A 23510-nucleotide genomic window follows, 5' to 3' on the forward strand; every position below is an offset into this window, starting at 1 on the left:
CCTTCTAATATAAGTCTAAACCTTTTTTATAGAGATTTTTTAGATTCAATGTTGCCATTAATCTTCTTTTTTCTTAGCCATTCCAAACAAGCCGAGGAGCATTCCAACCATTCCTACAGATACTAGAGGAGTTGAAACCTCACTTCCTGTTGCAGGGAGGGTTGGTTGTTGTGGTTGAGCTGCTGGAGCTTGATATGTCTTGTCTTGCTGTGATACTAAAGTGACAAGCGGTTTTTCTTCAACCTTATATTCCGGAAGTTCGTTTTTGGCTGCTTCGTCACCATTGACACCACCTTCGAATTCTGGGACTTCATGGATTGCCGGTTCGTCACCATTAAAACCATTCGTAAGTTTAGTACCTACCACAGATACTGGCAAGTTATGCATACTTTCAATTGCACCCGCTTCAATAGCTGTAACTTTTTGACCGATATCTTCGGGAGCTATTGTAAATAGGAGAGTCTTAGTATCATACTGAGTCATGAAGGTTGCAGTCTTACCATTAGCTAGTTTGAGAGTTGGAGCTTGATTTACCAAGACTTCTGAATCAAATTCCATAGCAATAATGCCTGGCCATTTTTCCATAGCCGTTGTAACTTTCACTTCTTTAGAAGCAACTCTCTCTTTAGTTAGATAATCCCAGTTGAATTTCTTGAAGGATAGAGTATATGGATTGCCACCAGCTTCATGGTGTTCATACAAGAGACCAAATTCTTTTGGTCCAATTTGTTGAAGTGAGTTATAAGCATACTCCCCTTCTTGAATCAAATGATGGTGCAACCAAGTTAAATCGCCATCTTCTTCTACTCGAGCCACTCGAATGTAGCCATTCTTACGACCTGGTCCATTAGCATTTGCTAGAAGGATGTACTCTTTACCATCTTGAACCGTATGAGTCGCCGCCATTTGAACATAAACATCAGGTACATCATAGCGTGCTACATAGTTGTCCCATGTAATACCACCATCATTACTTGTCGCAACTTGCAAATCACCAGTCAAACCACGCATAAAGAGTTTTAACTGACCATTATTCAATTGAACAACAGAAGCTTCCGTATTTTGAGCGTAATAATTGTTCATGTTGCTTGAATCAACTACTGTACCATCATAAAGTGTACGGTTATCATTGACACCACCACCCATATGCCAAGTCTTACCATGGTCATCTGAGTAGATGATACGAGATGATTGAGAACCATTGAGGTGGTTAGTTCTATTTGTCGTATAGACAGGGACAACAATCCGACCTTTATGAGGTCCATTCTGGAGGGTAATTCCCACTCCAGGTCCCACACCTAAGAATTTCATCCAATCAGCTTTGACCATTGGAGTAATATCTTGTGGTGCAGACCAAGTCTTACCATCATCATCACTGTAAGACATCCATAGGTAGCTGTCTTTAGCAATTCTAAATGGAGAAGTTTTATTACTTGTAAAGTAGATATTTCCTAGTAGCTGCTCACCTTGATAAAGATCGCCTTTATCACTATAAGCAGGTTTGACAGGATTTACAACAACACGGTAATCCGTTGCCTGACCATCTGGTGTGTAGACAACACCATTTTCACGAATCGTATAGGCTCCATTTTCTCCTTCACGGTATAGAATTTGATACGTTTTTCCATCAATTCCCTTATAGGCAACTTCTCTTTCAGAAGACATTCCGAAGATTCCTTTACCTTCTGGAAACATATCGTAAACTGAGAAGATTCGTTTAGTTTCCGTATCTTGGACCAGAACCATATCGATGTTTACTGGTGAACCAATGTTTGGATCCTTGGCTTTTGGATTGTCACGTAGATTCGTAAGAGTGATGCGATCGCCCCATGTTTGGCCCTTGTCTTCACTTCGTTTAACGACCATACCGATATCACCCCAGTCATAGTGGTGTAAGCGGCGTTCGTCAGCACCAGCAATCAAAGTTTCCTTGTCAGTCTTAAGGAGGGCTGGAATACGATAGCTATTAATACCATCTGGATTTGACTGCCCATTTTTACCCGCTGTAAAGACATCTGTTTTTTTAGAAATTTCAGCCCCTTCTGGAAGTTCTTGCCCCAAGTCTCCTCTTTCAAATAATTGACTTCGTGTTCGAACTTCATCTTGTGTTAAGGCACGGTCGTAGACTGTTAGATTACGAACTTGTAAATTTGAGCCCCAAACTGTCTTACTTCCTCGTTTGGTTGCTCCGATTTGAACGTGGTTAACATCTGGCATATCTTTGATGAATTTCCCAGATTTTAGACTTGTTCTAGACAAGACACCATTTACATATAGACGAACTCTTCCAGTAGGGACTTCAGTTGTTGGTTTTTCCACAGTAAAGGTAACTGAATTCCACTGACCTGGGCGAACCTTTAAGGGCGCATCGGTGTATTTATCATAGAATTGCGCACCATTTGCATCTCGACCTTCGATAAGGGCTGTATTATCAGAGACTGACATGGTGAAGTACTCATTTTCCTTGGTATCACTTGATACAGAGAAAAGATTGTAAAAACGTGGTGCCGATGCATCTGGTTTGAACTCCATATGCACTGTTGCATCTTGAAGTTTCTTTAGTTTCTCTAAGTCACTTGTAAGATCATCTCGCTGATTATTTTCTGCATTGGTTGTAACGTCATTTTTTTCTACGACAGTGTTGACATTTTCCAATTCTCTTGAGTAATAATCACGAGCGATAGCTTCTTGTTTCTCAGTTTCTTCTGTCTTATCAGTTTCAGCTGCTGGAGTTTCAGTTTCTGTTGGTTTTTCAGAACCTGGATTTGCTTGTAGCTCCTCACGGTTTACCTCGGTTCCTTTGTACGTCGCTGCTGCCAACTTATCAGCAAGTTCCTTATCTTTGTTAGCCAGATTTCCTGATTCTACTTCTTTTGGCAATTCTGGCAAAGCTTGTCCAGCTGTTTCACCACTGGTTGCTGGAGCTTCTTGAGCTAAAACTGGTGACGCACCAAAAACAACTGCTCCAATAACTACTGAAGCTGTTCCCACTGTATATTTTCGAGATCCATAGCGTTCTTTCCGTTCAAAATCTCTCTGTGTCATATATTTCCTTCCATTTTCCACAAAAATAAAGCGCTTTCTTTTTTGCTTAAAAATTTTAGCCCCTAGGACTTTGAGCAAGAAAGAAAGCCCTGTTTTAGCAAGGCTCTTTTTCATTTTTTTAATGACCTACATAGGTAAAGGGAATCTCACTACCACACAACCAGTTGTAAACCTGGTCATTGACATGGACATTCATAGCCTCGTGGGCATATTCTGGCATGAGACGATAGCTCTTTTCACAAGTCAAACGATTGTAAATAGCAAACTGGGTGATTGGATAGCAGACATCGTCATCAAGCCCTGTAATCATTCTCACCTCACCTTTAATGCGATGGGCAAGGTTTTTCACATCGATATAGCCAAGCGTCTCCATAATCTGCTCTTCTGTTTCGTGGAAAGGATCATGAAACTTAAAATAGCGGAAGAGTTCATCATAGGCTTCGCTGGTATTGCCAATTTCTAGCACTCGTCTAAAGTCTGACAAGAATGGATAGATAGCCACTGTTCTCTTGATACGCGGATTGAGACCAGCAGCCACTAAAGCCAATGCTCCTCCTTGCGAAGCTCCATAACTGGCCAATTGCCCCTCATCTACTTGAGGGAGACTAGCTACAATCTCAATCAATTGATAAATATCAAGATAAACATCCTTATAGAAGAGTTCCTCTTTCCCTTCTACTGCACCACGAATGATTTGACCCTTAACTGTATTTCCGAGAGGCGAACGCAAGCCGTCTTGTGAGTAACCGGATTGCCCACGAACATCCATCGATACGACACCATAGCCAGCTACTGTAAAGGCTAGCATGTCTGTCCAATCCCAGCAACGTCCCATATAACCATGGAAGTGGAAAATAACTGGCACTTTCTTATCTAATTTTGGTAAGACCACACGCGCATAGACAAGGCCATCACGTGTACCTTTAAAGGTTAACTCATAACATTTTACATTTTGGATATGAAAGTCAAGTTCCTCTAATTGGTAGTCTGGCAAAACCGAAACCTTGTTAATCTCACCATCCCAAAAAACATCAAAATCCTGTGGAACTTCATCTCTTCCTTTATATGTTTTCATTTCTTCTACTAATGTTGGATTTCTCATAGAATTCTCCTTTTTTGTAACCGTTATCATAACTGTAGCACATATGGGGAAGCAATGCAAGAAAGAAAGGGAAACGGAAAGTGGATTTAATGTCCGACCCCAGCAAGAATCCCTCTGAAAGTAGTTTTAAAAAAATAAAAAAGAGCGATTTCGCTCTTTTCTTAGTATTTATGAGAAGGGACTTGTTTCACTTGAAATGTTTTTTGATAATTTACTTTAATCATCATATGAGAGTCCTCATTTCTTTTTGATGACTCTAGTATAGATCTCTTTCCTAAAACATATCTTATAGTTTTCTTAGAAAACACTTAATCCAAATGTTCTTTCTTTTGTAGATTTAGAGCTATTATATGCCATTCTGGATCCTCTCGCCAGTTAGGGAGGGAACTGATATAGCTAGCAACCTTACGAGCTTCCTCAAGGATTGGGAAGTCTTCGATGATATCAGCTACATGAAACTCTGGTAGACCCGACTGTTTGGTCCCAAAGATTTCTCCAGAGCCTCGCATTTTCAAATCTTCCTCCGCAAGGACAAAACCATTGGTCGTTTCTGTCATGATACGCATGCGGTCTTTCCCAGAATCAGTTTTAGGATTGGCAACGAGAACTGCGTAGGACTGCTTTTCTCCACGACCGACACGACCTCTAAGTTGATGAAGTTGACTAAGTCCAAAGCGATCGGCATCCATGATAATCATGACTGTTGCATTTGGAACATTGACCCCAACCTCGATAACCGTTGTAGAGACCAAGATATCTGTCTTTCTCTCTTTGAATTCCTGCATAATCTGGTCTTTTTCATCACTCTTCATCTTTCCATGTAAGAGGGCAACTTTTGCTTTCCCTGCAAAATGAGTCGTCAACTCTTCTGAGAGTGCAATGGCATTTTTCAAATCCAAGGCTTCAGATTCTTCAATTAAAGGAGAGATAACATAGGCTTGAGAACCTTTTTGAATCTCACCCTCCAACCAAGTCAAAACCTGTGGCAGTTGTTCATGCTTAATCCAACGTGTCACAATTGGTTTACGTCCAGCTGGCATCTGGTCAATAATGGAAACATCCATATCTCCAAAGGCTGTGATGGCTAAGGTCCGTGGTATGGGAGTTGCCGTCATCATGAGGACATCTGGATTTTCACCTTTTTCCCGTAAAATACGCCTTTGCCCTACACCAAAGCGGTGTTGCTCATCGATGATAATCAAGCCGAGTCGGGCATAGTCCACGCCGTCTTGTATAAGAGCATGGGTTCCGATAATCACATCGGCTTCCCCCTTGGCAATGGTTTCCAAAACCGTGCGTTTTTCTGCAGCTTTTAGTGAACCTGTTAGGAGGGCTAGTTTCAAATCTGGAAAGAGACTCTCTAAACTTTCAAAATGCTGCTCTGCAAGGATCTCTGTCGGAACCATTAGAGCTGCCTGATAACCAGCCGTTACAGCCGCGTACATCGCTAGACCCGCAACCACTGTCTTCCCACTACCAACATCTCCTTGTAAGAGTCGATTCATGTGATGGTCCGACTTCATATCTGTTAGAATTTCTTGTAGGCTTTTTTCTTGGGCTTGGGTTAAGGCAAAAGGCAATTTCTCTTTAACGGCATTTAGTTTTTCCTGGGACCAATTCAGGACCAATCCACTTCCATGAATCTTATTTTCGGACTTGAGGGTCTGTAATTGCATTTGGAAATAAAAGAGCTCCTCAAATTTGATTCGACGAAGAGCCTGTTTGTATTCAGCTAAATCCTTAGGAAAATGCATGGCACGAACAGCCTGACAGCGAGACATGAGTTTGTATTTATCGAGCAAGGACTGAGGGATATTTTCCTCTATCAAGAGATCTAGACCCTGGTCAAAGGCGGTTTTAATGACTTTAACAAGGCCTGCTTGACTAACTCCTTGTGCGAGACGATAGACAGGTTGGAGATCATCCTCCACTTGGGCTAAAACCTTCATTCCTGTGAGGCTTGCCTTGGCACGATCCCACTTGCCAAAGACAGCCAAGGTTGCTCCTAGTTCAATCTTGTCAGCTAGGTAGGGTTGGTTGAAGAAATTAACTGCAAAAACAATCTCTCCCTGCTTGAGGCTAAAACGTAGGCGATTACGCTTAAAACCATAATATTGAACACTGGCAGGAGTCACTACCTGACCAGATAAAACAGCCTTTTCACCGTCTTCTAGCTCTAGCACCTGCTTAGTCTTAAAATCTTCATAACGGAAAGGGAAGTAGAGCAAGAGATCTTGCAAGTTTTCAATTCCTAGTTTTGCATATTTCTCTGCTGATTTAGGTCCTACTCCTGGTAAGACATGCAAGGGTTGATGTAAATTCATGCTCTACTCCTTTCCTACTGTTTCTTAATAATATTCTCTCGGAACTCGATCACTGAGGAGACAAACCACCTCATAATTAATAGTCCCTCGGTAGACTGCTACATCTGTTGCAGTAATCTCCTTATCACCGTCTGAGCCAATCAAAGTTACCTTGGTACCCAATGGGTAAAGCTTAGGTAAGCGAATGGTGATTTGGTCCATGGATACACGCCCTACAATGGGGCACAATTGTCCATCCACCAGCACTGAGAAATTCTGCATATCTCGTGTCCAACCATCCGCATAACCGATTGGCAAGGTAGCAATGACTTGCTCACTATCTGCCTGATAGGTCGCTCCGTAGCCCATACAAGCCCCAGCTGGGACTGTTTTAACATGAACGATGGCTGTTTCCAAAGACAGGGCTGGTTTTAGTTCATAAGGCAATTCCAAAACTTGTCCACTTGGATTGAGACCATACATAGAATCCCCCATGCGAACAGCATTAAAAATCGTCTCCGCATGCCATAAAGTAGTTGCGGAGTTACTCGCATGGACTAGTTCAGGGACTTCTTGCAAGCCTGCGATTATTTCCTTGAAACATTCCAACTGTTGGCTAAAGTAGCTGTCTGACTCTTCATCTGCAGTTGCAAAGTGGGTAAAGATTCCCTCAACATTGGCTCCATGTTCCTTGAGTAAAGCTTGAGCTTTTGCTGCCTCGCTTGCACTTCTAAAACCAATTCGCCCCATACCTGAATCAATTTTAAGGTGAACAGTTAATCCTGACAAGTCTGACTCTGTCGCTATGAGTTTCTGGATCCATTCCAACCCTGCCACCGTCAAGCTAATATCAAAGTCCTTAGCCAATGAAAAAGATTCAACCTCAGATACTCCTAGAATAAGAATCTTCTTAGAAATTCCTGCCTGACGAAGCTCGATGGCTTCATCAATATTCGAAACGCAAAAGCCATCGACATCATCCTGGATAGCCTTAGCAACAGCTATCGCTCCATGTCCATAGGCATTGGCTTTCACAACTGCCCATTTGAGGGTATCTTTAGGAATGTGTTCTCCCATTTGTTGGATATTGTAGCGGATAGCACTTAGGTCAATGAGTGCCTTGGTTGGTCTATGTGGACTAGTTTTCATGATTTTCCTCCAAAATGACACTAGCTGTCACAAACTGTTCTGTATGGCTAATCGATAACCAAACATTTCCTGAAAACGGGGATTTGCTGAAGTAGGGAGCTCCCTTCTCATTGTTCAAGACTTCCAAATCCTGAAAGCCTAGCTTCCCAATTCCCGTTCCCATAGCCTTTGAGAAAGCCTCTTTAGCTGACCAACGACCAGCCAAATACTCGACCTGTCTGCGACCTTTTAGACTGGCAAAGCGCTCCATTTCCTTGTCTGTCAAGACACGCTGCGCAAAACCTTCCCTTTTTTCAACTGCATTTTGTATTGATGCTAATTCTTCGATATCGATTCCGTGTCCAACTATCATTTTCATCAAAAGGAGTTGAGGTTCCCCCAACTCCATCCTTTTCACTTATTTTGTTAAGGTAGAATAGATTTCTTCTACTAAAGCTACTGTGTTTTCCCAGCCCAAACATGGGTCTGTAATGGAACGTCCAAAGATTTCTGGCTGGTTTTGGCGCCCATCTGCTAAGTAAGACTCGATCATGAAGCCTCGAATTGTCTTCTTAATCTTTTCATTCCAGGCACGGTTGAGAAGAGTTTGGCGAACAATTCGAACTTGCTCCATATACTGTTTCCCTGAATTATCATGATTGGTATCAATCATGATAAAGGGATTTTCTAGCCCCATAGACTCGTAACGCCCAATAGCATCTAGAAGAGTTTCATAGTAGAAGTTAGGTTCATTTTTCCCGTATTCATTCATAGCTCCACGAAGGATGACGTGAGCCAAGGGATTTCCTGAAGTTTCAACTTCTTGACCATGGAAAAGAAAGGTTTGTTTGTTTTGTGCAGCATAGATGGCATTAAACATCACAGATAGGTTTCCAGATGTTGGATTCTTCATTCCCACTGGTGCATCGATTCCTGAAGCTACAAAACGGTGTTCTTGGTCTTCTACTGAACGCGCACCCACTGCATGATAACTCACCAAATCATCAACCAAGACAAGATTGGCTGGATAAAGCATTTCATCTGCTGTAGTCAATCCTGTTTCTGTAATTACCCGATAATGAAGCTGACGAACAGCCTGCAAACCATTAATCAAGCTTGGAGCTTTAGAAGTATCTGGCTGATGAACCAATCCCTTGTAACCATCTCCATTGGTACGTGGTTTGGCCGTGTAAACACGCATAACCATGAAAATCTTATCTGCCACTTTTTTCTGCAAGTCTGCCAAACGACGGGCATACTCTAGGACTGCTTCTTCGTTATCAGACGAACAAGGCCCAATGACCAAAAGGATACGATCATCCTTACCTGAAAGGATATCTGCTAATTCTTGATCACGATTTTCCTTATGTTGCAAGGTTTCTGCAGATAGCCGTGTTTCCGCCTTAATCGCTTCAATATCGATTTCTTGACCTTTCTCGATAAATGCCATATTATTCTCCTAGTCTTTGGTAGATTTCGCGAACAAGAGCTTCCGTATTTTCCCATCCTAGACATGGATCGGTGATAGATTTTCCAAAGACCTCTGGTTCATTTTGACGACCATCTTCTAGATATGACTCAATCATGAAACCACGAACATATTTTTTAATCTTTTCATTCCAATCACGGTTAATTAAAGTCTGGCGAACGATACGAATCTGCTCCATATACTGTTTCCCTGAGTTATCATGGTTGGTATCAATAATAATGAATGGATTCTCAAGTCCCATCTTTTCGTACTGAGCAATAGTATCCATCAAATTATCGTAGTAGTAGTTAGGAATGTTTTTCCCGTACTCGTTAAGAGCTCCACGGAGAATAGCGTGCGATAGAGGATTTCCAGTAGTTTCGACTTCTTTCCCTAGGAAAAGAAAACTCTGCTTGTTTTGAGCTGCATAAATACCGTTAAACATCACATTGAGATTTCCTGATGTTGGATTTTTAAAACCTGTTGGGAAATCTGCTCCACTGGCTACAAAACGGTGTTGTTGGTCTTCAACTGAACGGGCTCCAACTGCCATGTAAGAAATCAAGTCATCTACCAAAGGAAGGTTTTCTGGATATAACATCTCATCTGCTGTTGTCATACCTGTTTCAGAAATAACACGGTAGTGCAGGTGGCGGACTGCCTTGATCCCATTGATGAGGCTAGGTGCTTCTTTGGCGTTTGGTTGGTGAATCAAGCCCTTATAGCCGTCACCATTAGTACGTGGTTTAGCAGTATAGACACGCATGACCATAAAGACACGGTCTTTGACTTCTTCCTGAAGTTTTGCCAAACGCTTAGCATATTCGAGAACTGCTTCTTCATTGTCAGATGAACAAGGACCGATTACCAACAAAATACGTTGGTCTTCCCCACGAATAATTGCTTCAAGCTCTTGATCACGTTGGAGTTTGTTTGTAAGTACTTGTCCTTCTAGTTTAGACAAACTACGAACTTCTTCAATATTAATTTTAGGGCTTTTTGCTGTAAATACCATCATTCATCTCCTTATAAAGCAAACGGACGCCAAGCGAAAATTCAGTTTTCACTAGGCATCCGCCTGAAAATTAGTCAATATTAACGTCGTTTACCGTGACAGTTTTTAAATTTTTTACCAGAACCACATGGGCACAAGTCATTGCGTTTTACTTGACTTAGGTCCAAATCAGCTGGAAGATTTGTCTGTTGCGCAGCAATATTTCGAGTTGCTGTTGTACTGATATGATGCTCCGTTTGTGGTCGTTCTTGTTCATGAATTTGTGCTTTCATCATCAAGCGAGTCACATCAAACTCAATCGAACCAATCATATCATTAAACATACGGAAGCCTTCCGCTTGATATTCCACAACAGGGTTGTTTTGGGCATAACCACGAAGACCTACTGCATTTCTCAACTGATCAAGGGCATCGATATGGTCAGTCCACTTGTTATCTACAACACGTAGAATCAATACTTTTTGGAATTCTTTCACAGCTTCTTCGTCACGAAGTTTAGCAACTTGGCTATCGTAGACTTTCAATGCACGTTGGTATAGTTCATCCTTGATAGCTTGGTCTGACAAACCTTCTAGGTCTGAAAGTGAAATCGAATCTTCTGGAAGCAAGTTGTACTTGGCAAAGTTCAAGATTGCTTCAAGTTTTTCATCTTGTTTAGAACGAGCATGGCCATCTACAATACGTCCAATCGTACGGCGAATCATAGCGTGAATTTCAGGAGCCAAGTCACGATCTGCAGTGATGACATCATAACGTTGCGCGTAGATAATCTCACGTTGTTCACGCATAACATCGTCATATTGAAGGACTTGTTTACGAGTATCGTAGTTATTCCCTTCAACACGTTTTTGTGCTGCTTCGACCTGACGTGTCAACATACGAGATTCAATGGCTTCATCAGACATATTGAGACGTTCAAAGACACCCTTCAAGCGTTCTGAACCGAAACGTTTCATCAAATCATCTTCGAGTGACAAGTAGAATTGTGATTCACCTGGGTCACCTTGACGACCTGAACGTCCACGAAGCTGGTTGTCGATACGACGACTCTCGTGACGCTCTGTACCGATGACACAAAGTCCACCAAGCTCACGAACACCTTCACCAAGCTTAATATCGGTACCACGACCGGCCATGTTGGTTGCGATAGTGATCGCACCACGTTGACCAGCGTTCATGATGATTTGCGCTTCTCTATAGTGGTTTTTAGCATTCAATACTTCGTGAGGTACACCTGCTTCAACCAATTTCTTAGAAAGAAAATCACTGGTTTCAACGGCAACAGTACCTACCAAGACTGGCTGACCTTTTTGGTAACGCGCCTTAACATCTTCTACTACAGCCTTGAATTTTGCATCGAGACTAGCGTAAAGAAGGTCTGAATGGTCGATACGTTGGATCGGACGGTTAGTAGGAATTGGAATAACACGAATATTGTAGATTTCGCGGAATTCTTCTTCTTCTGTTTTACCAGTACCTGTCATACCTGCCAATTTTTTATACATACGGAAAAGGTTTTGGTAGGTAATCGATGCTGATGTCTTGGTTTCATCTTGGATTGGCACACCTTCTTTAGCTTCAATCGCTTGGTGCAAGCCATCAGAGTAACGACGACCTTCCATGGTACGACCTGTAAATTGGTCGACAATCAAGATTTCTTGTTCTTCGCTAACCACATAGTCAATATCAAGAATCATGATGTAGTTGGCGCGAAGGGCGTTGTCGATAAAGTGAGTCAAAGCCACATTTTCGATATCATAAAGATTTTCTAGTTTGAAGAAGCTTTCAGCCTTGTCAATACCTGAATCAGACAAACCGATTGTCTTAGACTGAATATCAATGATGTAGTCATCTTTATCCAAAGACTTCACAAAGTGGTCAGCCATATGGTAAAGTTGGCTTGTTTCAACTGCATTAGCTCCTGAAACGATCAATGGTGTACGAGCTTCGTCGATCAAGATAGAGTCAACCTCATCGACCAAGGCATAGTTAAGTGGGCGTTGAACCATGTTCTCTGCACGTACAACCATGTTGTCACGAAGATAGTCGAAACCAATTTCTGAGTTCGTAGAGTATGTAATATCACAGAGATAAGCTTCTTTTTTCTCCATTGGAGATTTTGCAGCCAAGTTGATCCCTACTGACAAACCAAGCCATGAGTACAACTCACCCATTTCAGTCGCGTCACGTTCTGTAAGGTATTCGTTGACGGTAACTACGTGGACACCTTTTCCTGCAAGGGCATTAAGGTATACCGGCATTGTCGCTGTCAAGGTTTTCCCTTCACCTGTACGCATTTCTGGAACGTCACCGTGGTGAAGAACGATACCACCCATAACCTGAACCTTGTATGGGAAAAGTCCAAGAACACGCTTAGCTCCCTCACGTACAACCGCAAAGGCTTCGTACAAGAGTTGATCAAGGGTTTCACCATTTTGATAACGTTGCTTAAATTCTTCTGTCTTAGCTTGCAACTGCTCGTCTGTCAAAGCAGCCATTTCATCTTCGTATTTGAGGACTTTATCAGCCATCTTTTCTAAGCGACGAAGTTCCCCTTTATCATTTTCGATGATTGTTTTTAATAAATTTGCCATTTTTTTCCTTACTTTAAATTCTGAATATTTTAGAATGTTCTTTTTATTGTAGCATATTCGCTAAATTTTTTCAAGAAAGAATCCGTGTTTATACAAGCTAAAAAAGGCTCATTTAGAGCCTTTTTTTTGTAAATGTTCAAACTATTGCTAATCATTGATTTTCTTTTAGAAATTTCAAGCCTATTCTTTGGTTGTAGAATTACCAAAGTCAACCTTTGGAGCTGTCTTAGCTTCTTCGCTTTCTTTAAAGGTTTCTGCCTCTTTAAAGTTCAGCATATTAGCGAAAAGAACTGTTGGGAAACTTCTTAATTTTTGATTGTATTCTGTTGCCACTTTGTTGTAATCCTTGCGGGCTACAAAGATTCGATTTTCACTTCCAGCCAATTCCGTCATCAGTTGTTCCACATTTTGATTGCTCTTGAGTTCTGGATAATTTTCTGTTAGCGATATCAAACGTGAAATAGCTGAACTCAACTCTCCTTGAGCCTCTTGATTTTCTTTTGAAGTTACGGAGCCATTCCCAATTTTAGCACGAGCTTCCGCAATCTTGGTAAAAACCTCTGTCTCATGGTTCATCTGGCCTTTTACAGACTCTACCAAATTTCCAATCAAGTCAGAACGACGTTGAAGAGCTGTCGCTACATCAGCTTGCGCTTGTTCGACCTTGGTTTGTTCAGAGACAAGACCATTATAAGTGCCTACTACAGAGCAACCGCCAAGCAAGATAATAGCCAGCAAAATGCCCAACACATAAATAATTCCTTTATTTTTCATATCTAAACCTACTTATTTTCTTAATTTTCACACGAACATTACCAATCATCGGATGATCCACCGCCATCGAAGCCACCACCGTCCCAGCTACTAGAGGAGTCAGATCCTGAGTCGGACCAAGATGAACCTGAGTCAGATGAGTCACTAAACCACCATCCTCCGTCAGAGGAATCTCCTCCTCGGCCACCGCCACCTCCTCTAATAATGGCTATAAATACGATAATGAAATAAATGATTATCCCGACTCCGAACACATTGTCCATAGGGTCACTGTTCTTACGATGACTAGACGAGCTACTATTGCGACTCGATTTTTTTCCACTGATGTTTTCAGAATAACGTTTGATTTTAGAGGATTCATCAGACGGAAAAGTTCCAGTTCCTTTATAAAATTGATTATCCAAGCCTTTGGCAATCGCTAGAATTCCTTTACTATAATCCCCATTTTTAAAATCTATACGGCTGGCTGCCAAGATTTGCTTGGTTTGATAGTCCGTTATTCTAATGGCGGTGTTATTACTGGTTTCAATTCGTGATTTACGATCTTGAACGGCTACTACAATGAGACTTCCAAAATTATCTCCTGAATAGCCAATCTTCCAAGCCCTGGCAGTTTCATTAGCCACCGTTTCAATGCTTTCTCCTTCCAGACTATCTACGATATAGACACCTATTTGGAGCTTTTCTGCCTTTTGACTATTGGATTCATTCAAATCACGAATCTGAGTAACTACTTCCTCTGTCAAATAATGATTTGGGTCATAGATACCATAGTCTGGTTTTTCAGGTGCAGTGAATGCTGATAGGAAGAAAAATGCCATTAGCAATCCAAGTAGACGCACCAAGAAAGGATTCTTTAACAATCTATCTTTTTTCATAATAACCTCCTTATGCAAGGAAAATTGTTTAGAGCATTATAGCATTTTGAATCTTACAAAGAAAGTACGTTTCCATTACAAAACCGTGACAAGGACTAGGAAAATGATGTTAATTTGATGACAGATTTAGATCTACGCTCTTGGTATCATCTACAAAAAAGAAGGTCTGTTAACCTTCTTCTTTTTATCATTTTATTTCCGTTTTCTTGCGATCAGATGGATTGGCGTTCCTTCAAAGACGAAGGCCTTGCGGATTTGATTTTCTAAGAAACGCAAGTAAGAGAAGTGCATAAGCTCTTCTTCGTTGACAAAAATCACAAAGGTCGGTGGTTTGGTTGCCACTTGAGTCGCATAGAAGATCTTGAGACGTTTCCCTTTGTCTGTCGGTGTTGGGTTGATGGCGATAGCATCCATAATGACATCATTCAAGACTGCTGATGGGATACGGGTATTTTGACTTTCGCTGATTTGTTTAATCATCTCAGGCAATTTGTGGAGACGTTGCTTGGTCAAGGCCGAAACAAAGATAATCGGTGCGTAAGGCAAGTATTGGAACTGCTCACGGATATCTTCTTCCCAGTTTTTCATAGTGTGGTTGTCTTTTTCAAGGGTATCCCACTTATTGACCACGATAATCATCCCTTTACCAGCTTCGTGGGCAAATCCTGCGATACGCTTGTCGTACTCACGGATACCTTCTTCGGCATTGAGGACCATCAAGACTACATCTGAACGGTCAATAGCACGCATGGCACGCATGACTGAGTATTTCTCTGTGTTTTCATAGACTTTACCAGACTTACGCATACCAGCCGTATCAATCATGGTAAACTCTTGGCCATCCGCATCTGTAAAATGTGTATCAATGGCATCACGAGTTGTACCAGCAACAGGACTGGCAATCACGCGGTCTTCTCCCAAAATAGCATTGATCAAGCTAGATTTTCCGACATTCGGGCGACCAATCAAGCTGAATTTAATGACATCTGGATTTTCATCTTCGACTTCATGTGGAAGATTTTCGACGATGGCATCTAATACATCCCCTGTACCAATCCCGTGCACAGATGAAATTGGCAATGGTTCACCCAATCCAAGAGCATAGAAATCATAGATATCATTTCGCATCTCTGGATTATCAACCTTGTTGACAGCGAGGATAACAGGTTTATGAGTTTTATATAGTTTACGTGCTACGTATTCGTCAGCATCTGTGATGCCTTCTTTTCCGGAAACTACAAAAACGATGACATCAGCTTCTTCCATGGCAATCTCTGCCTGGTGCTTGATTTGTTCCATAAACGGAGCATCAACATCATCAATCCCTCCAGTATCAATCATACTGAAAGAACGGTTAAGCCATTCACCAGTAGCATAGATACGGTCCCGTGTCACTCCTTCGACATCTTCTACGATTGAGATGCGTTCCCCTGCAATACGGTTAAACAGAGTTGATTTCCCAACATTGGGACGTCCTACGATGGCAACAGTTGGTAAGGCCATGTTTTCTCACTTTCTACAATAAGTTCTTTTGTTCAAGATTTTCTCTAGTTGAGCTTGGTTCAGGCTGACCGAATTGCTCTGCAAGACGTTGACTCCAAGTGGTAGTCGCACGAGCTCCTGCATATTCGGTCTGCACACGGTCATAGGCTTCAATAGCCTCAGCTGTTTGTTCTTGATATTCTTCCTCAAAAACAACATTCTCTAGTGGCAATCTTGGTTTTACATCATGTTTTTGGTTCGGCACACCGAGTGCAATCCCAAAAACTGGGTAGGTATAGTCAGGAAGGTTGAACAATTCTGCTAACTCAACAGATTTGTAACGCACCAAACCGATGATTACTCCACCATAGCCAAGGCTTTCTGCCGCAAGCAAGGTATTCTGTCCAGCCAAGGCTGCATCTACTGAAGTAATGAGGAGTCCTTCCACCCCTTTAGGTTGGAAAGTATCGGTATGGAGACGAGCCCCTTTTTCTGCACGGTTTAAATCTCCTACAAAGAGGAGGAAGGCGGCAGACTGACGAATCGCTTCCTGAGGAACCAGCTCAAAAAGAGCATCTTTCTTTTCTTGACTTCTGACTAGAATCACAGAATAAGATTGGAAATTTTTCCAAGAAGAAGCCATTTGGGCAGCTGATAAAATCTCATTCAAGTCCTCTTGAGGGATCGCTTCTTCTTTAAATCTGCGAACCGAGGTATGAGATTTCATTAAGGTGATTGTTTCACTCATCGGCGATTTTCTCCTTCTAGTTGTGTTTCTTCTGCTAAATAACGGATACGCTCCATAACGCGTCTAGCTTCCCATGTTTCATCGTTTCCGTTCTTGCCTTTAGCAAAATGTTTTTCCAAATCTTCAAAATTGAAATTTGAGGTAAAGAAGGTTGGCAAATCTTCCTGCATACGATATTGGAGAACGACTTGCAAGACTTCATCACGAATCCAAGGCGTTGATTGCTCGGCGCCAATATCATCCAAAATCAAGACTTCTGCTTGCTTGATTTCATCCACCAAATTCTTAACACTCCCATCTCCAATAGCATTTTTGACATCAATAACAAAGCTAGGATAGTGAAGAAGGGTTGATGAAACCCCACGTTTTTCTGACAAATCATGGGCTAGGGCAGCCACCATAAAGCTCTTTCCAACTCCAAAGTCTCCATAGAGATAAAGACCTTTACGGACTTCTGGATATTGCTCAACAAAGGTAAAGAGCTTTTCAAAAACTGGCAAACGTCCCAAATCATCCAAATCAACTTGAGCCAAACTAGCTTTTTTAAGACTGGCTGGAAGATTAATCAGTCTGAGACGGTTCTTGATAGCCGCTTCTTTCTCAGCCGCAATTAGTTCCGGAGTTTCCTCATAGGATACATCTGCGTAACCATGATTCATGACTAAAATTGGTTTATAACCTCGAGCAATATAGTCGGTATCTCCGCGAAGGAACTTATCACGTTCGGTGATGTATTGATTAAACTTAGAGATACTACGATTCAATTCCTCTTGACTGAGGGATTCCTTCTGGATAAAAGCCGCAACATCTGGATCTTTTACAATCTGCTGGACCAAGTCCTGGTATTGAAAACGGCTGGGATGCCCCTTAAGCACATCTCCTACACTTTCCATCTAGTCTCCTCCTTTTCCTAATCGGGCTAACATTTCTTTCTTCTTACGTTCTAACTCCATGCGAGTTTCTTCGCTGGTTTCATTTTTATATTCTGGATTACTCCATTTTGGGACATTGGTTTTGGCTTGATTAGTCTTAGCCACTTTTTGCTCTTGTCCCTTTTGATTCTTCTCTCTGATTCGAAGTACAGCTTCTTCAGCAGATCTGACTTTGTTATAAGAGTAATCATTGGCCACTTTCATGGCATATTTTTCATTGAGATTGGCCGAATCAACCTTGTTGAAGGTCAAGAGGATAATAACATTGATAACTTCATCAAGCAAGCCCAAATCCGCCATCTGTTTTAATAAATCGCGTTCGGCTTGGATAATCCCAGCATTTCGGGTTTGTTTAATTCCCGCTAAAAATTGCAAGACCGTTTTACTTTTAGCTTCTCGGATAATGGTCGCTTCTTGGGGACTAAAGTCCGATGAAACAGACTCTTGTGCTAATTTTTCACGCATACGCTTGACAGAAATAACTTGTGAAACAGCTGCCGCCTTAGCCAATTGATAGGTCTCAAACCAAGTCCATTTTTTCTCATCAGCAATTTTAAATAACTCCAAGACATCTGACTGTTCATCTTGGAAACGGAGATTATCTCTCGCCATAAGTTGGCGAAAATGCTCCAAATCAAAATCATCTTTAAAATCAGCTTTTACTGGTGTCTCATCATGACTAGCCAATTCTTCTATCTCTGGAAAGGCCTGACTCAAAGGAACGGTCAAAGGCTCTCCATCTGCCTGCTCTTGGCGCAAATCAGAAACTACTGGCTCACCGATTTTTTTCTCCAATAAGGTACGATAAACCGTATGACGCAAGAAATCTGAGCTAGAAAGCGTTGGATGAATAGCAAGTTCATAGCCGTCACCCTTTTGATAGAGGGTAACCAAATTGAAGGCTGATAAGATTTTAAAGGCTTTTAAAAGCCTGTCCATCCCAAAATTGAGATGATTGAGGATAGCTGCAAAAAGATGTTCCTTTTGCCCATTATCCCAAAAGGCTAGGGTGTAAAGGTAAAGACTCAGCGCATCCTGACCGATAATCGGGAGGTAGCACTGCACCAAAGTTGTGGGATCTTGCGACACCCGATTATTCTTTAGAAAAGAAAAACGATCATTAGGCTTCATTTATTTTTCCTTTTTCTTCTTTGAAGATTGCGTAATTTGTTTGAGAAGATTCTCGAGCTCACTCACGTCTTTAAAACTACGATAGACACTAGCGAAACGAACATAAGTAATTTCGTCTAGTTCAGCCAGTTCTTCCATGACGAGAGAACCAATATCTTCACTTTGAATTTCATTATCATTGCGACTGAGGAGTTTTTGTTCAATACGATTGACTACCATGCCAATCTCATCACTAGACACCGGACGTTTTTGAGCCGAACGAATAATCCCGTTAAAGATTTTATCTCTGGAGAACTGCTCCCGTGTGCCATCCTTCTTGACCACAACCAGCGTTCTCTCTTCTACACGTTCATAGGTTGTAAAACGATGTTGGCATTCTTCACACTCACGTCTTCTTCTAATCGTATTTCCTTCTTCAGCCTGACGGCTATCGATAACACTTGATTTAGTAGCGCCACATTTTGGACAACGCATGCCTTCCCCTCCTTGTCGTTTTCTTTTCATTATACCATTTTTTAAGCAATTCCCAAAATAATTCTCCTTTTAGCTTGACAAGTTTTTTGTTTAGTTGTATTATTTAAGTGACACAAAAAGAAGTTGTAGAAAGGAGACCGTGATGTCCTGGACATTTGATAACAACAAACCCATTTATTTGCAGATAATGGATAAGATCAAACTGCAAATCGTTTCCCATAAACTAGAACCCAACCAACAACTGCCAACTGTCAGAGAACTGGCTAACGAGGCTGGCGTCAATCCTAATACCATCCAACGTGCCCTATCAGATCTAGAAAGAGAAGGCTTTGTATACACCAAGCGGACTGCAGGTCGTTTTGTCACCGAGGACTTGGACCTAATCCTCCAATCCCGGAAGCAACTATCAGAAGAACAAATGCAGCAATTTGTAACAGGCATGGTAGAATTTGGCTATGAAAAAGAAGAACTACCAACTGTTTTGAGAGATTATATTGAAGGAGTTTAGACTATGACCTTGTTAACGTTTGAAAATGTTTCAAAATTCTATGGAGCAAGCCCTGCTCTTCAAAATGTTTCCCTTGAAATTCCAGCAGGGAAGATTGTGGGTCTCCTCGGCCCAAACGGTTCCGGAAAAACAACCCTGATTAAACTAATCAACGGTTTACTCCAACCAGAGCAAGGGCGTATCCTCATCAATGGCATGGAACCAAGCCCAGCAACTAAGGCTATCGTTTCTTATCTACCTGATACGACCTATCTCAACGAACAGATGAAGGTCAAAGAAGCCCTTACCTTTTTCAAGACCTTCTATAAAGATTTCAATCTGGAGCGTGCTCAAGGTCTTCTTCGTGACCTTGGTATCGACGAGAATAGCCGTTTCAAGAAACTCTCAAAAGGGAACAAAGAAAAAGTTCAGTTGATCCTTGTCATGAGTCGTGATGCTCGTCTATACGTCCTTGACGAACCTATCGGTGGTGTCGATCCCGCAGCTCGTGACTACATCTTGAACACCATCATCAACAACTACTCTCCAACTTCGACTGTCTTGATTTCAACTCACTTGATTTCTGACATCGAACCAATCTTGGATGAGATTATTTTCCTCAAGGACGGAAAAGTCGTCCGTCAAGGAAATGTGGATGATATTCGTTACGAGTCAGGTGAATCAATTGACCAGCTCTTCCGTCACGAATTCAAAGCCTAGTTAAAGGAGATTATTATGTTTTGGAATTTAGTTCGTTATGAATTTAAAAATGTTAACAAGTGGTATTTAGCCCTCTATGGTGCTGTGATCATCCTTTCTGCCCTTATCGGGGTACAGACACAATCCTTAATCAAACTACCTGAAAAAAATCTATCTGTTCTACTTGTTTTTCTATCTACTGTCTTTGGTAGTTTGATGGTTACACTTGTGATTTCAACTATCTTCTTGATTATTAAACGATTCAAAGGAAGTGTCTATGACCGACAAGGCTATCTGACTTTAACCTTGCCAGTTTCTGAACACCATATCATCACAGCCAAACTAATCGGTGCTTTTATCTGGTCGATGTTTAGCACTGCTGTCTTACTCCTATGTATCTATATTATCCTACTGTCAACAAATTCTTATGAAGTTCAACTTTCTACTCTTCTATCATTTGTTGGAGAACATTTTACAGGCTTTGGTCTTACTGTCTTATCCTTCCTGCTTAGTACAATTTCAGGGATCCTCTGCATTTACTTGGCCATATCCATCGGACAACTTTTCAATGAATATCGTACAGCACTCGCTGTTGCAGCCTACATTGGTATCCGAATCGTCATTGGAGTTATAGAAGTCTTCTTCAATACCAGTGCTAACTTCTATGTCAATTCACTTGTAGGATTTAATGATAATTTCTATATGGGAGCAAGCGTAAGCATTGTTGAAGAACTCATTTTCATAGCTATCTTTTATCTCGGAACCTACTATATATTAAAGAACAAAGTAAACTTACAATAATGAATGAAGCCCCTAGCAAATAAAGCTAGGGGCTTCTTTTTACACAAAGAAATATAACATTCTTATTTCTCAACTCAATATCAAACCTGCTACGATGGGACTTACAAATACATAGAGAATACCGGTGACACCGATGGCTAGTCCTCCCATAGCACCTGCAACTGGTCCATAGCGAAAGGCTGTTCCAGTCCCAACTGCGTGACCAGTTCCTCCAAGAGCAAGACCAGCAGCTACTGGATCGTCAATTTTTAGCCATTTTAAAAGTGTTGGTCCAATAACGCTAGTCAAAATGCCAGTTGCTACCACAACTACCAAGGTGATCGTCGCTATCCCTTGTAGCTTATCCGTAATTCCAACTGCCATGGCCGTCGTTACAGACTTTGGGAAAAGCGAAATCGCCAAGAAGAAATCCATACCGAAAAATTTTGCAACTAAAGCTGTAAAAACTGTATTTACAACAACAGCAAGGAAACTACTGAGTAGAATACTTCTAACATGGTGTTTCATGAGGTGAAAACTCTTATAAAGAGGAATTCCTAAAGCTACTGTTGAGGGAACAATCAAGTTATTGAGGTAGACCCCACCTTGATAATAGGCAACATAAGAAATACCAGTCAGTTTTAGAAAAGCAATGATAAATAAAGTTGCTAGCAGCAAGGGAGTGGTCAGAGGATGAGGGTACCGTCTAAAGATAATCATGCCTCCAAGATAAGCCAAAATGGACAAGGCTATCCCAAAAAGTGGATTGGATACAAATTCGCTCATTTGGCACCTCTTTCTTCGTAATCTCCTTCATAACGCTTTTTGATAAACTGAACTACAAGCGCAATCAAGATAATATTGATAACTGCTGCAAAAAAGACAATCAAGACAATGGGCAATAAATAAGGAGCAATCACATCAAATTTCTCCATAATCCCAACTGCAGGAGGCAAAAATAGAATAGTCATATTAGCTAGGAGAAAATTCCCAACCATGTTGACATGCCGTACCCGCAACCACTTGAACTGCAAGGCTAAAAATAAAATAATCAAACCGATAATGCTTCCAGGAATAGGCAAATGGAAAAAGCTAGAGATTCCCTCACCAATCAGTGAAATGACAAAGAGAATCATTAACTGAACATATAATTTCATCGTTTACTCCACAAATAGACTTTCTGCATACCAGTTTACTCTTTTTTCAGAAAATTTCAAGGAAATACACAAGAAACATCCTTCTTGCTATCTATTCCAAAAAGTTGTATACTAATTGCGTGCGCAAGCATCTCAGATAGGCAAATCTGTTTATAACTACCATATAGAAAGGGGATTGATATGACTTACTTAGAAAAATGGTTTGACTTCAACCGCCGACAAGTAGAGCTAGAAGCTCTTTTAGAGCAAACGATTGCTGAGCAGAGTGACCAAAGCCTAACGCTTAAAGAATTCTATCTCTTGCACTTTTTAAATCAGGCTCAAGAAAAATCTTTGAGACAGATTGACCTGCCTGACAAACTCCATCTGAGTCCAAGTGCTGTATCACGAATGGTGGCACGCCTAGAAGCCAAAAATTGCGCTTTACTTAGTCGGAGATGTTGTGACCAGGATAAGCGAGCTAGTTTTATCTGCCTCACTAAGGAGGGTCAAACAACTCTTGCCTATCTACAAAAAGCTGTAGAAGAGAGCCTTGAAACAAAAGCAAGTTGGCTTTCCTAAAATTTTTACAAAAAACTTGCGTGCGCAAGCAATTTTCTTGACATTCCTTTTTCCAAGGAGTAAAATGAAGATATGATTTAACAAAGGAGAATCCTATGATTGAAATCACTTATCTTGATGCCAGCAAGCAAGAGAGAACCATGACCTTCGAGTCATACGAAGAATTTGAACGTTCTCAACATGCCTGCCTGATTGGTGTCGCAGACTACTACCCTGTCCAAAAAGTAACCTACAAGGGGCATGATTTGGACTACCATGGGACTTATGGAGATGTCTTCTTCTATCTCATGAAACAAGATTTAAGCCAATATAATTAAAAAGGAGAAATACTATGGCAAAAGCAATTACAGATGCAACATTCGAACAAGAAACTAAAGACGGATTGGTCTTGGTAGACTTCTGGGCAACTTGGTGTGGTCCATGTCGTATGCAAGGTCCAATCTTGGACAAATTGTCTGAAGAACTTTCAGAAGATGTCTTGAAGATCGTTAAAATGGACGTTGATGAAAATCCAAACACAGCTCGTGCATTTGGTATCATGTCTATCCCTACTCTTCTCTTCAAGAAAGATGGACAAGTGGTTAAACAAGTGGCTGGTGTTCACACAGCAGAACAAATCAAAGCTATCGTTGCTGAATTAAGCTAATCAAAGGAGAGACCAAATGCATTCATTTGGTCTCTTTTTTCTTGCCCTTTGCCATTTTTCAAAAAATATGCTAGACTGTAACTAGAATATTACGATGTTTGGGACA

At 41.2% G+C, this 23510-nt stretch carries 23 protein-coding genes; 6 read left to right on the forward strand and 17 right to left on the reverse strand.

Going from position 1 to position 23510, the window contains the following annotated elements:
• Positions 1-57 precede the first annotated feature (57 nt).
• The 15 genes from QM859_RS06540 to nrdR form a co-directional block, all read right to left on the reverse strand.
• Positions 58-3045 carry an SIALI-17 repeat-containing surface protein gene (locus QM859_RS06540; RefSeq protein WP_414262515.1) on the reverse strand — a complete coding sequence of 996 codons (2988 nt, stop codon included), beginning with the start codon at positions 3043-3045 and terminating at the stop codon, positions 58-60.
• Positions 3046-3163: 118 nt separating this feature from the next.
• The gene (locus QM859_RS06545; protein ID WP_414262516.1) at positions 3164-4147 is read right to left on the reverse strand and encodes an acetylxylan esterase; all 984 of its coding nucleotides are present in this window, start codon (positions 4145-4147) and stop codon (positions 3164-3166) included.
• A gap of 308 nt (positions 4148-4455) precedes the next feature.
• Positions 4456-6471 (reverse strand): ATP-dependent DNA helicase RecG, encoded by a 2016-nt coding sequence (gene recG, locus QM859_RS06550; RefSeq protein WP_414262517.1) that lies wholly within the window; start codon positions 6469-6471, stop codon positions 4456-4458.
• Between the two features lie 24 nt (positions 6472-6495).
• Positions 6496-7599: an alanine racemase gene (alr, locus tag QM859_RS06555; protein WP_414262518.1), complete on the reverse strand. Its 1104-nt coding sequence runs from the start codon at positions 7597-7599 to the stop codon at positions 6496-6498.
• Entirely contained in the window at positions 7589-7951 is a 363-nt protein-coding gene (acpS, locus tag QM859_RS06560) for a holo-ACP synthase (RefSeq protein WP_247913247.1), read from the reverse strand. The genes alr and acpS overlap by 11 nt, the downstream gene beginning before the upstream one ends.
• A gap of 45 nt (positions 7952-7996) precedes the next feature.
• Positions 7997-9028: a 3-deoxy-7-phosphoheptulonate synthase gene (locus QM859_RS06565; protein ID WP_006153034.1), complete on the reverse strand. Its 1032-nt coding sequence runs from the start codon at positions 9026-9028 to the stop codon at positions 7997-7999.
• Position 9029: 1 nt separating this feature from the next.
• The gene (locus tag QM859_RS06570; protein ID WP_414262719.1) at positions 9030-10061 is read right to left on the reverse strand and encodes a 3-deoxy-7-phosphoheptulonate synthase; all 1032 of its coding nucleotides are present in this window, start codon (positions 10059-10061) and stop codon (positions 9030-9032) included.
• Between the two features lie 80 nt (positions 10062-10141).
• Positions 10142-12655, reverse strand: a complete 2514-nt coding sequence (secA, locus tag QM859_RS06575) for a preprotein translocase subunit SecA (RefSeq protein WP_414262519.1) — start codon at positions 12653-12655, stop codon at positions 10142-10144.
• Between the two features lie 180 nt (positions 12656-12835).
• Positions 12836-13429: a LemA family protein gene (locus QM859_RS06580; RefSeq protein ID WP_368910512.1), complete on the reverse strand. Its 594-nt coding sequence runs from the start codon at positions 13427-13429 to the stop codon at positions 12836-12838.
• 38 nt (positions 13430-13467) lie between these two features.
• On the reverse strand, positions 13468-14307 hold the full coding sequence (locus QM859_RS06585; protein WP_414262520.1) for a TPM domain-containing protein: 840 nt from the start codon (positions 14305-14307) through the stop codon (positions 13468-13470).
• Between the two features lie 192 nt (positions 14308-14499).
• Entirely contained in the window at positions 14500-15810 is a 1311-nt protein-coding gene (gene der / locus QM859_RS06590; RefSeq protein ID WP_004250788.1) for a ribosome biogenesis GTPase Der, read from the reverse strand.
• A 13-nt stretch (positions 15811-15823) separates the two neighbouring features.
• Positions 15824-16537 (reverse strand): NADPH-dependent oxidoreductase, encoded by a 714-nt coding sequence (locus QM859_RS06595; RefSeq protein WP_414262521.1) that lies wholly within the window; start codon positions 16535-16537, stop codon positions 15824-15826.
• On the reverse strand, positions 16534-17430 hold the full coding sequence (gene dnaI, locus QM859_RS06600; protein WP_414262522.1) for a primosomal protein DnaI: 897 nt from the start codon (positions 17428-17430) through the stop codon (positions 16534-16536). Before dnaI ends, QM859_RS06595 begins: the two co-directional genes overlap by 4 nt.
• Positions 17431-18600, reverse strand: a complete 1170-nt coding sequence (locus QM859_RS06605; protein ID WP_414262523.1) for a replication initiation and membrane attachment family protein — start codon at positions 18598-18600, stop codon at positions 17431-17433.
• Positions 18601-19074 carry a transcriptional regulator NrdR gene (gene nrdR, locus QM859_RS06610; RefSeq protein ID WP_004250782.1) on the reverse strand — a complete coding sequence of 158 codons (474 nt, stop codon included), beginning with the start codon at positions 19072-19074 and terminating at the stop codon, positions 18601-18603.
• Between the two features lie 142 nt (positions 19075-19216).
• Between nrdR and QM859_RS06615 the strand changes: the two genes are divergently transcribed.
• The 3 genes from QM859_RS06615 to QM859_RS06625 are packed head-to-tail and all read left to right on the forward strand — an operon-like array spanning position 19217 to position 21061.
• On the forward strand, positions 19217-19582 hold the full coding sequence (locus QM859_RS06615) for a GntR family transcriptional regulator (RefSeq protein WP_368910520.1): 366 nt from the start codon (positions 19217-19219) through the stop codon (positions 19580-19582).
• 3 nt (positions 19583-19585) lie between these two features.
• The gene (locus QM859_RS06620; protein ID WP_004250779.1) at positions 19586-20281 is read left to right on the forward strand and encodes an ABC transporter ATP-binding protein; all 696 of its coding nucleotides are present in this window, start codon (positions 19586-19588) and stop codon (positions 20279-20281) included.
• A 15-nt stretch (positions 20282-20296) separates the two neighbouring features.
• Positions 20297-21061: a hypothetical protein gene (locus QM859_RS06625; protein ID WP_314944350.1), complete on the forward strand. Its 765-nt coding sequence runs from the start codon at positions 20297-20299 to the stop codon at positions 21059-21061.
• A gap of 69 nt (positions 21062-21130) precedes the next feature.
• On the opposite strand, the gene QM859_RS06630 is transcribed toward QM859_RS06625, so the two are convergent.
• Positions 21131-21826: an LrgB family protein gene (locus tag QM859_RS06630; RefSeq protein WP_414262525.1), complete on the reverse strand. Its 696-nt coding sequence runs from the start codon at positions 21824-21826 to the stop codon at positions 21131-21133.
• The gene (locus tag QM859_RS06635; protein WP_004250774.1) at positions 21823-22197 is read right to left on the reverse strand and encodes a CidA/LrgA family protein; all 375 of its coding nucleotides are present in this window, start codon (positions 22195-22197) and stop codon (positions 21823-21825) included. Before QM859_RS06635 ends, QM859_RS06630 begins: the two co-directional genes overlap by 4 nt.
• A 180-nt stretch (positions 22198-22377) precedes the next feature.
• On the opposite strand from QM859_RS06635, the gene QM859_RS06640 reads away from it, so the two are divergent.
• The 3 genes from QM859_RS06640 to trxA all read left to right on the forward strand — a co-directional run bounded on the left by QM859_RS06640 (position 22378) and on the right by trxA (position 23404).
• Entirely contained in the window at positions 22378-22758 is a 381-nt protein-coding gene (locus QM859_RS06640) for a MarR family winged helix-turn-helix transcriptional regulator (RefSeq protein ID WP_006149405.1), read from the forward strand.
• Positions 22759-22853: 95 nt separating this feature from the next.
• The gene (locus tag QM859_RS06645; RefSeq protein ID WP_004250771.1) at positions 22854-23075 is read left to right on the forward strand and encodes a DUF4649 family protein; all 222 of its coding nucleotides are present in this window, start codon (positions 22854-22856) and stop codon (positions 23073-23075) included.
• A gap of 14 nt (positions 23076-23089) precedes the next feature.
• Positions 23090-23404 (forward strand): thioredoxin, encoded by a 315-nt coding sequence (trxA, locus tag QM859_RS06650; RefSeq protein WP_001029581.1) that lies wholly within the window; start codon positions 23090-23092, stop codon positions 23402-23404.
• Positions 23405-23510 lie beyond the last annotated feature (106 nt).

It is taken from the genome of Streptococcus infantis, assembly GCF_047463175.1.
GTDB classification, from domain to species: domain Bacteria; phylum Bacillota; class Bacilli; order Lactobacillales; family Streptococcaceae; genus Streptococcus; species Streptococcus infantis_AC.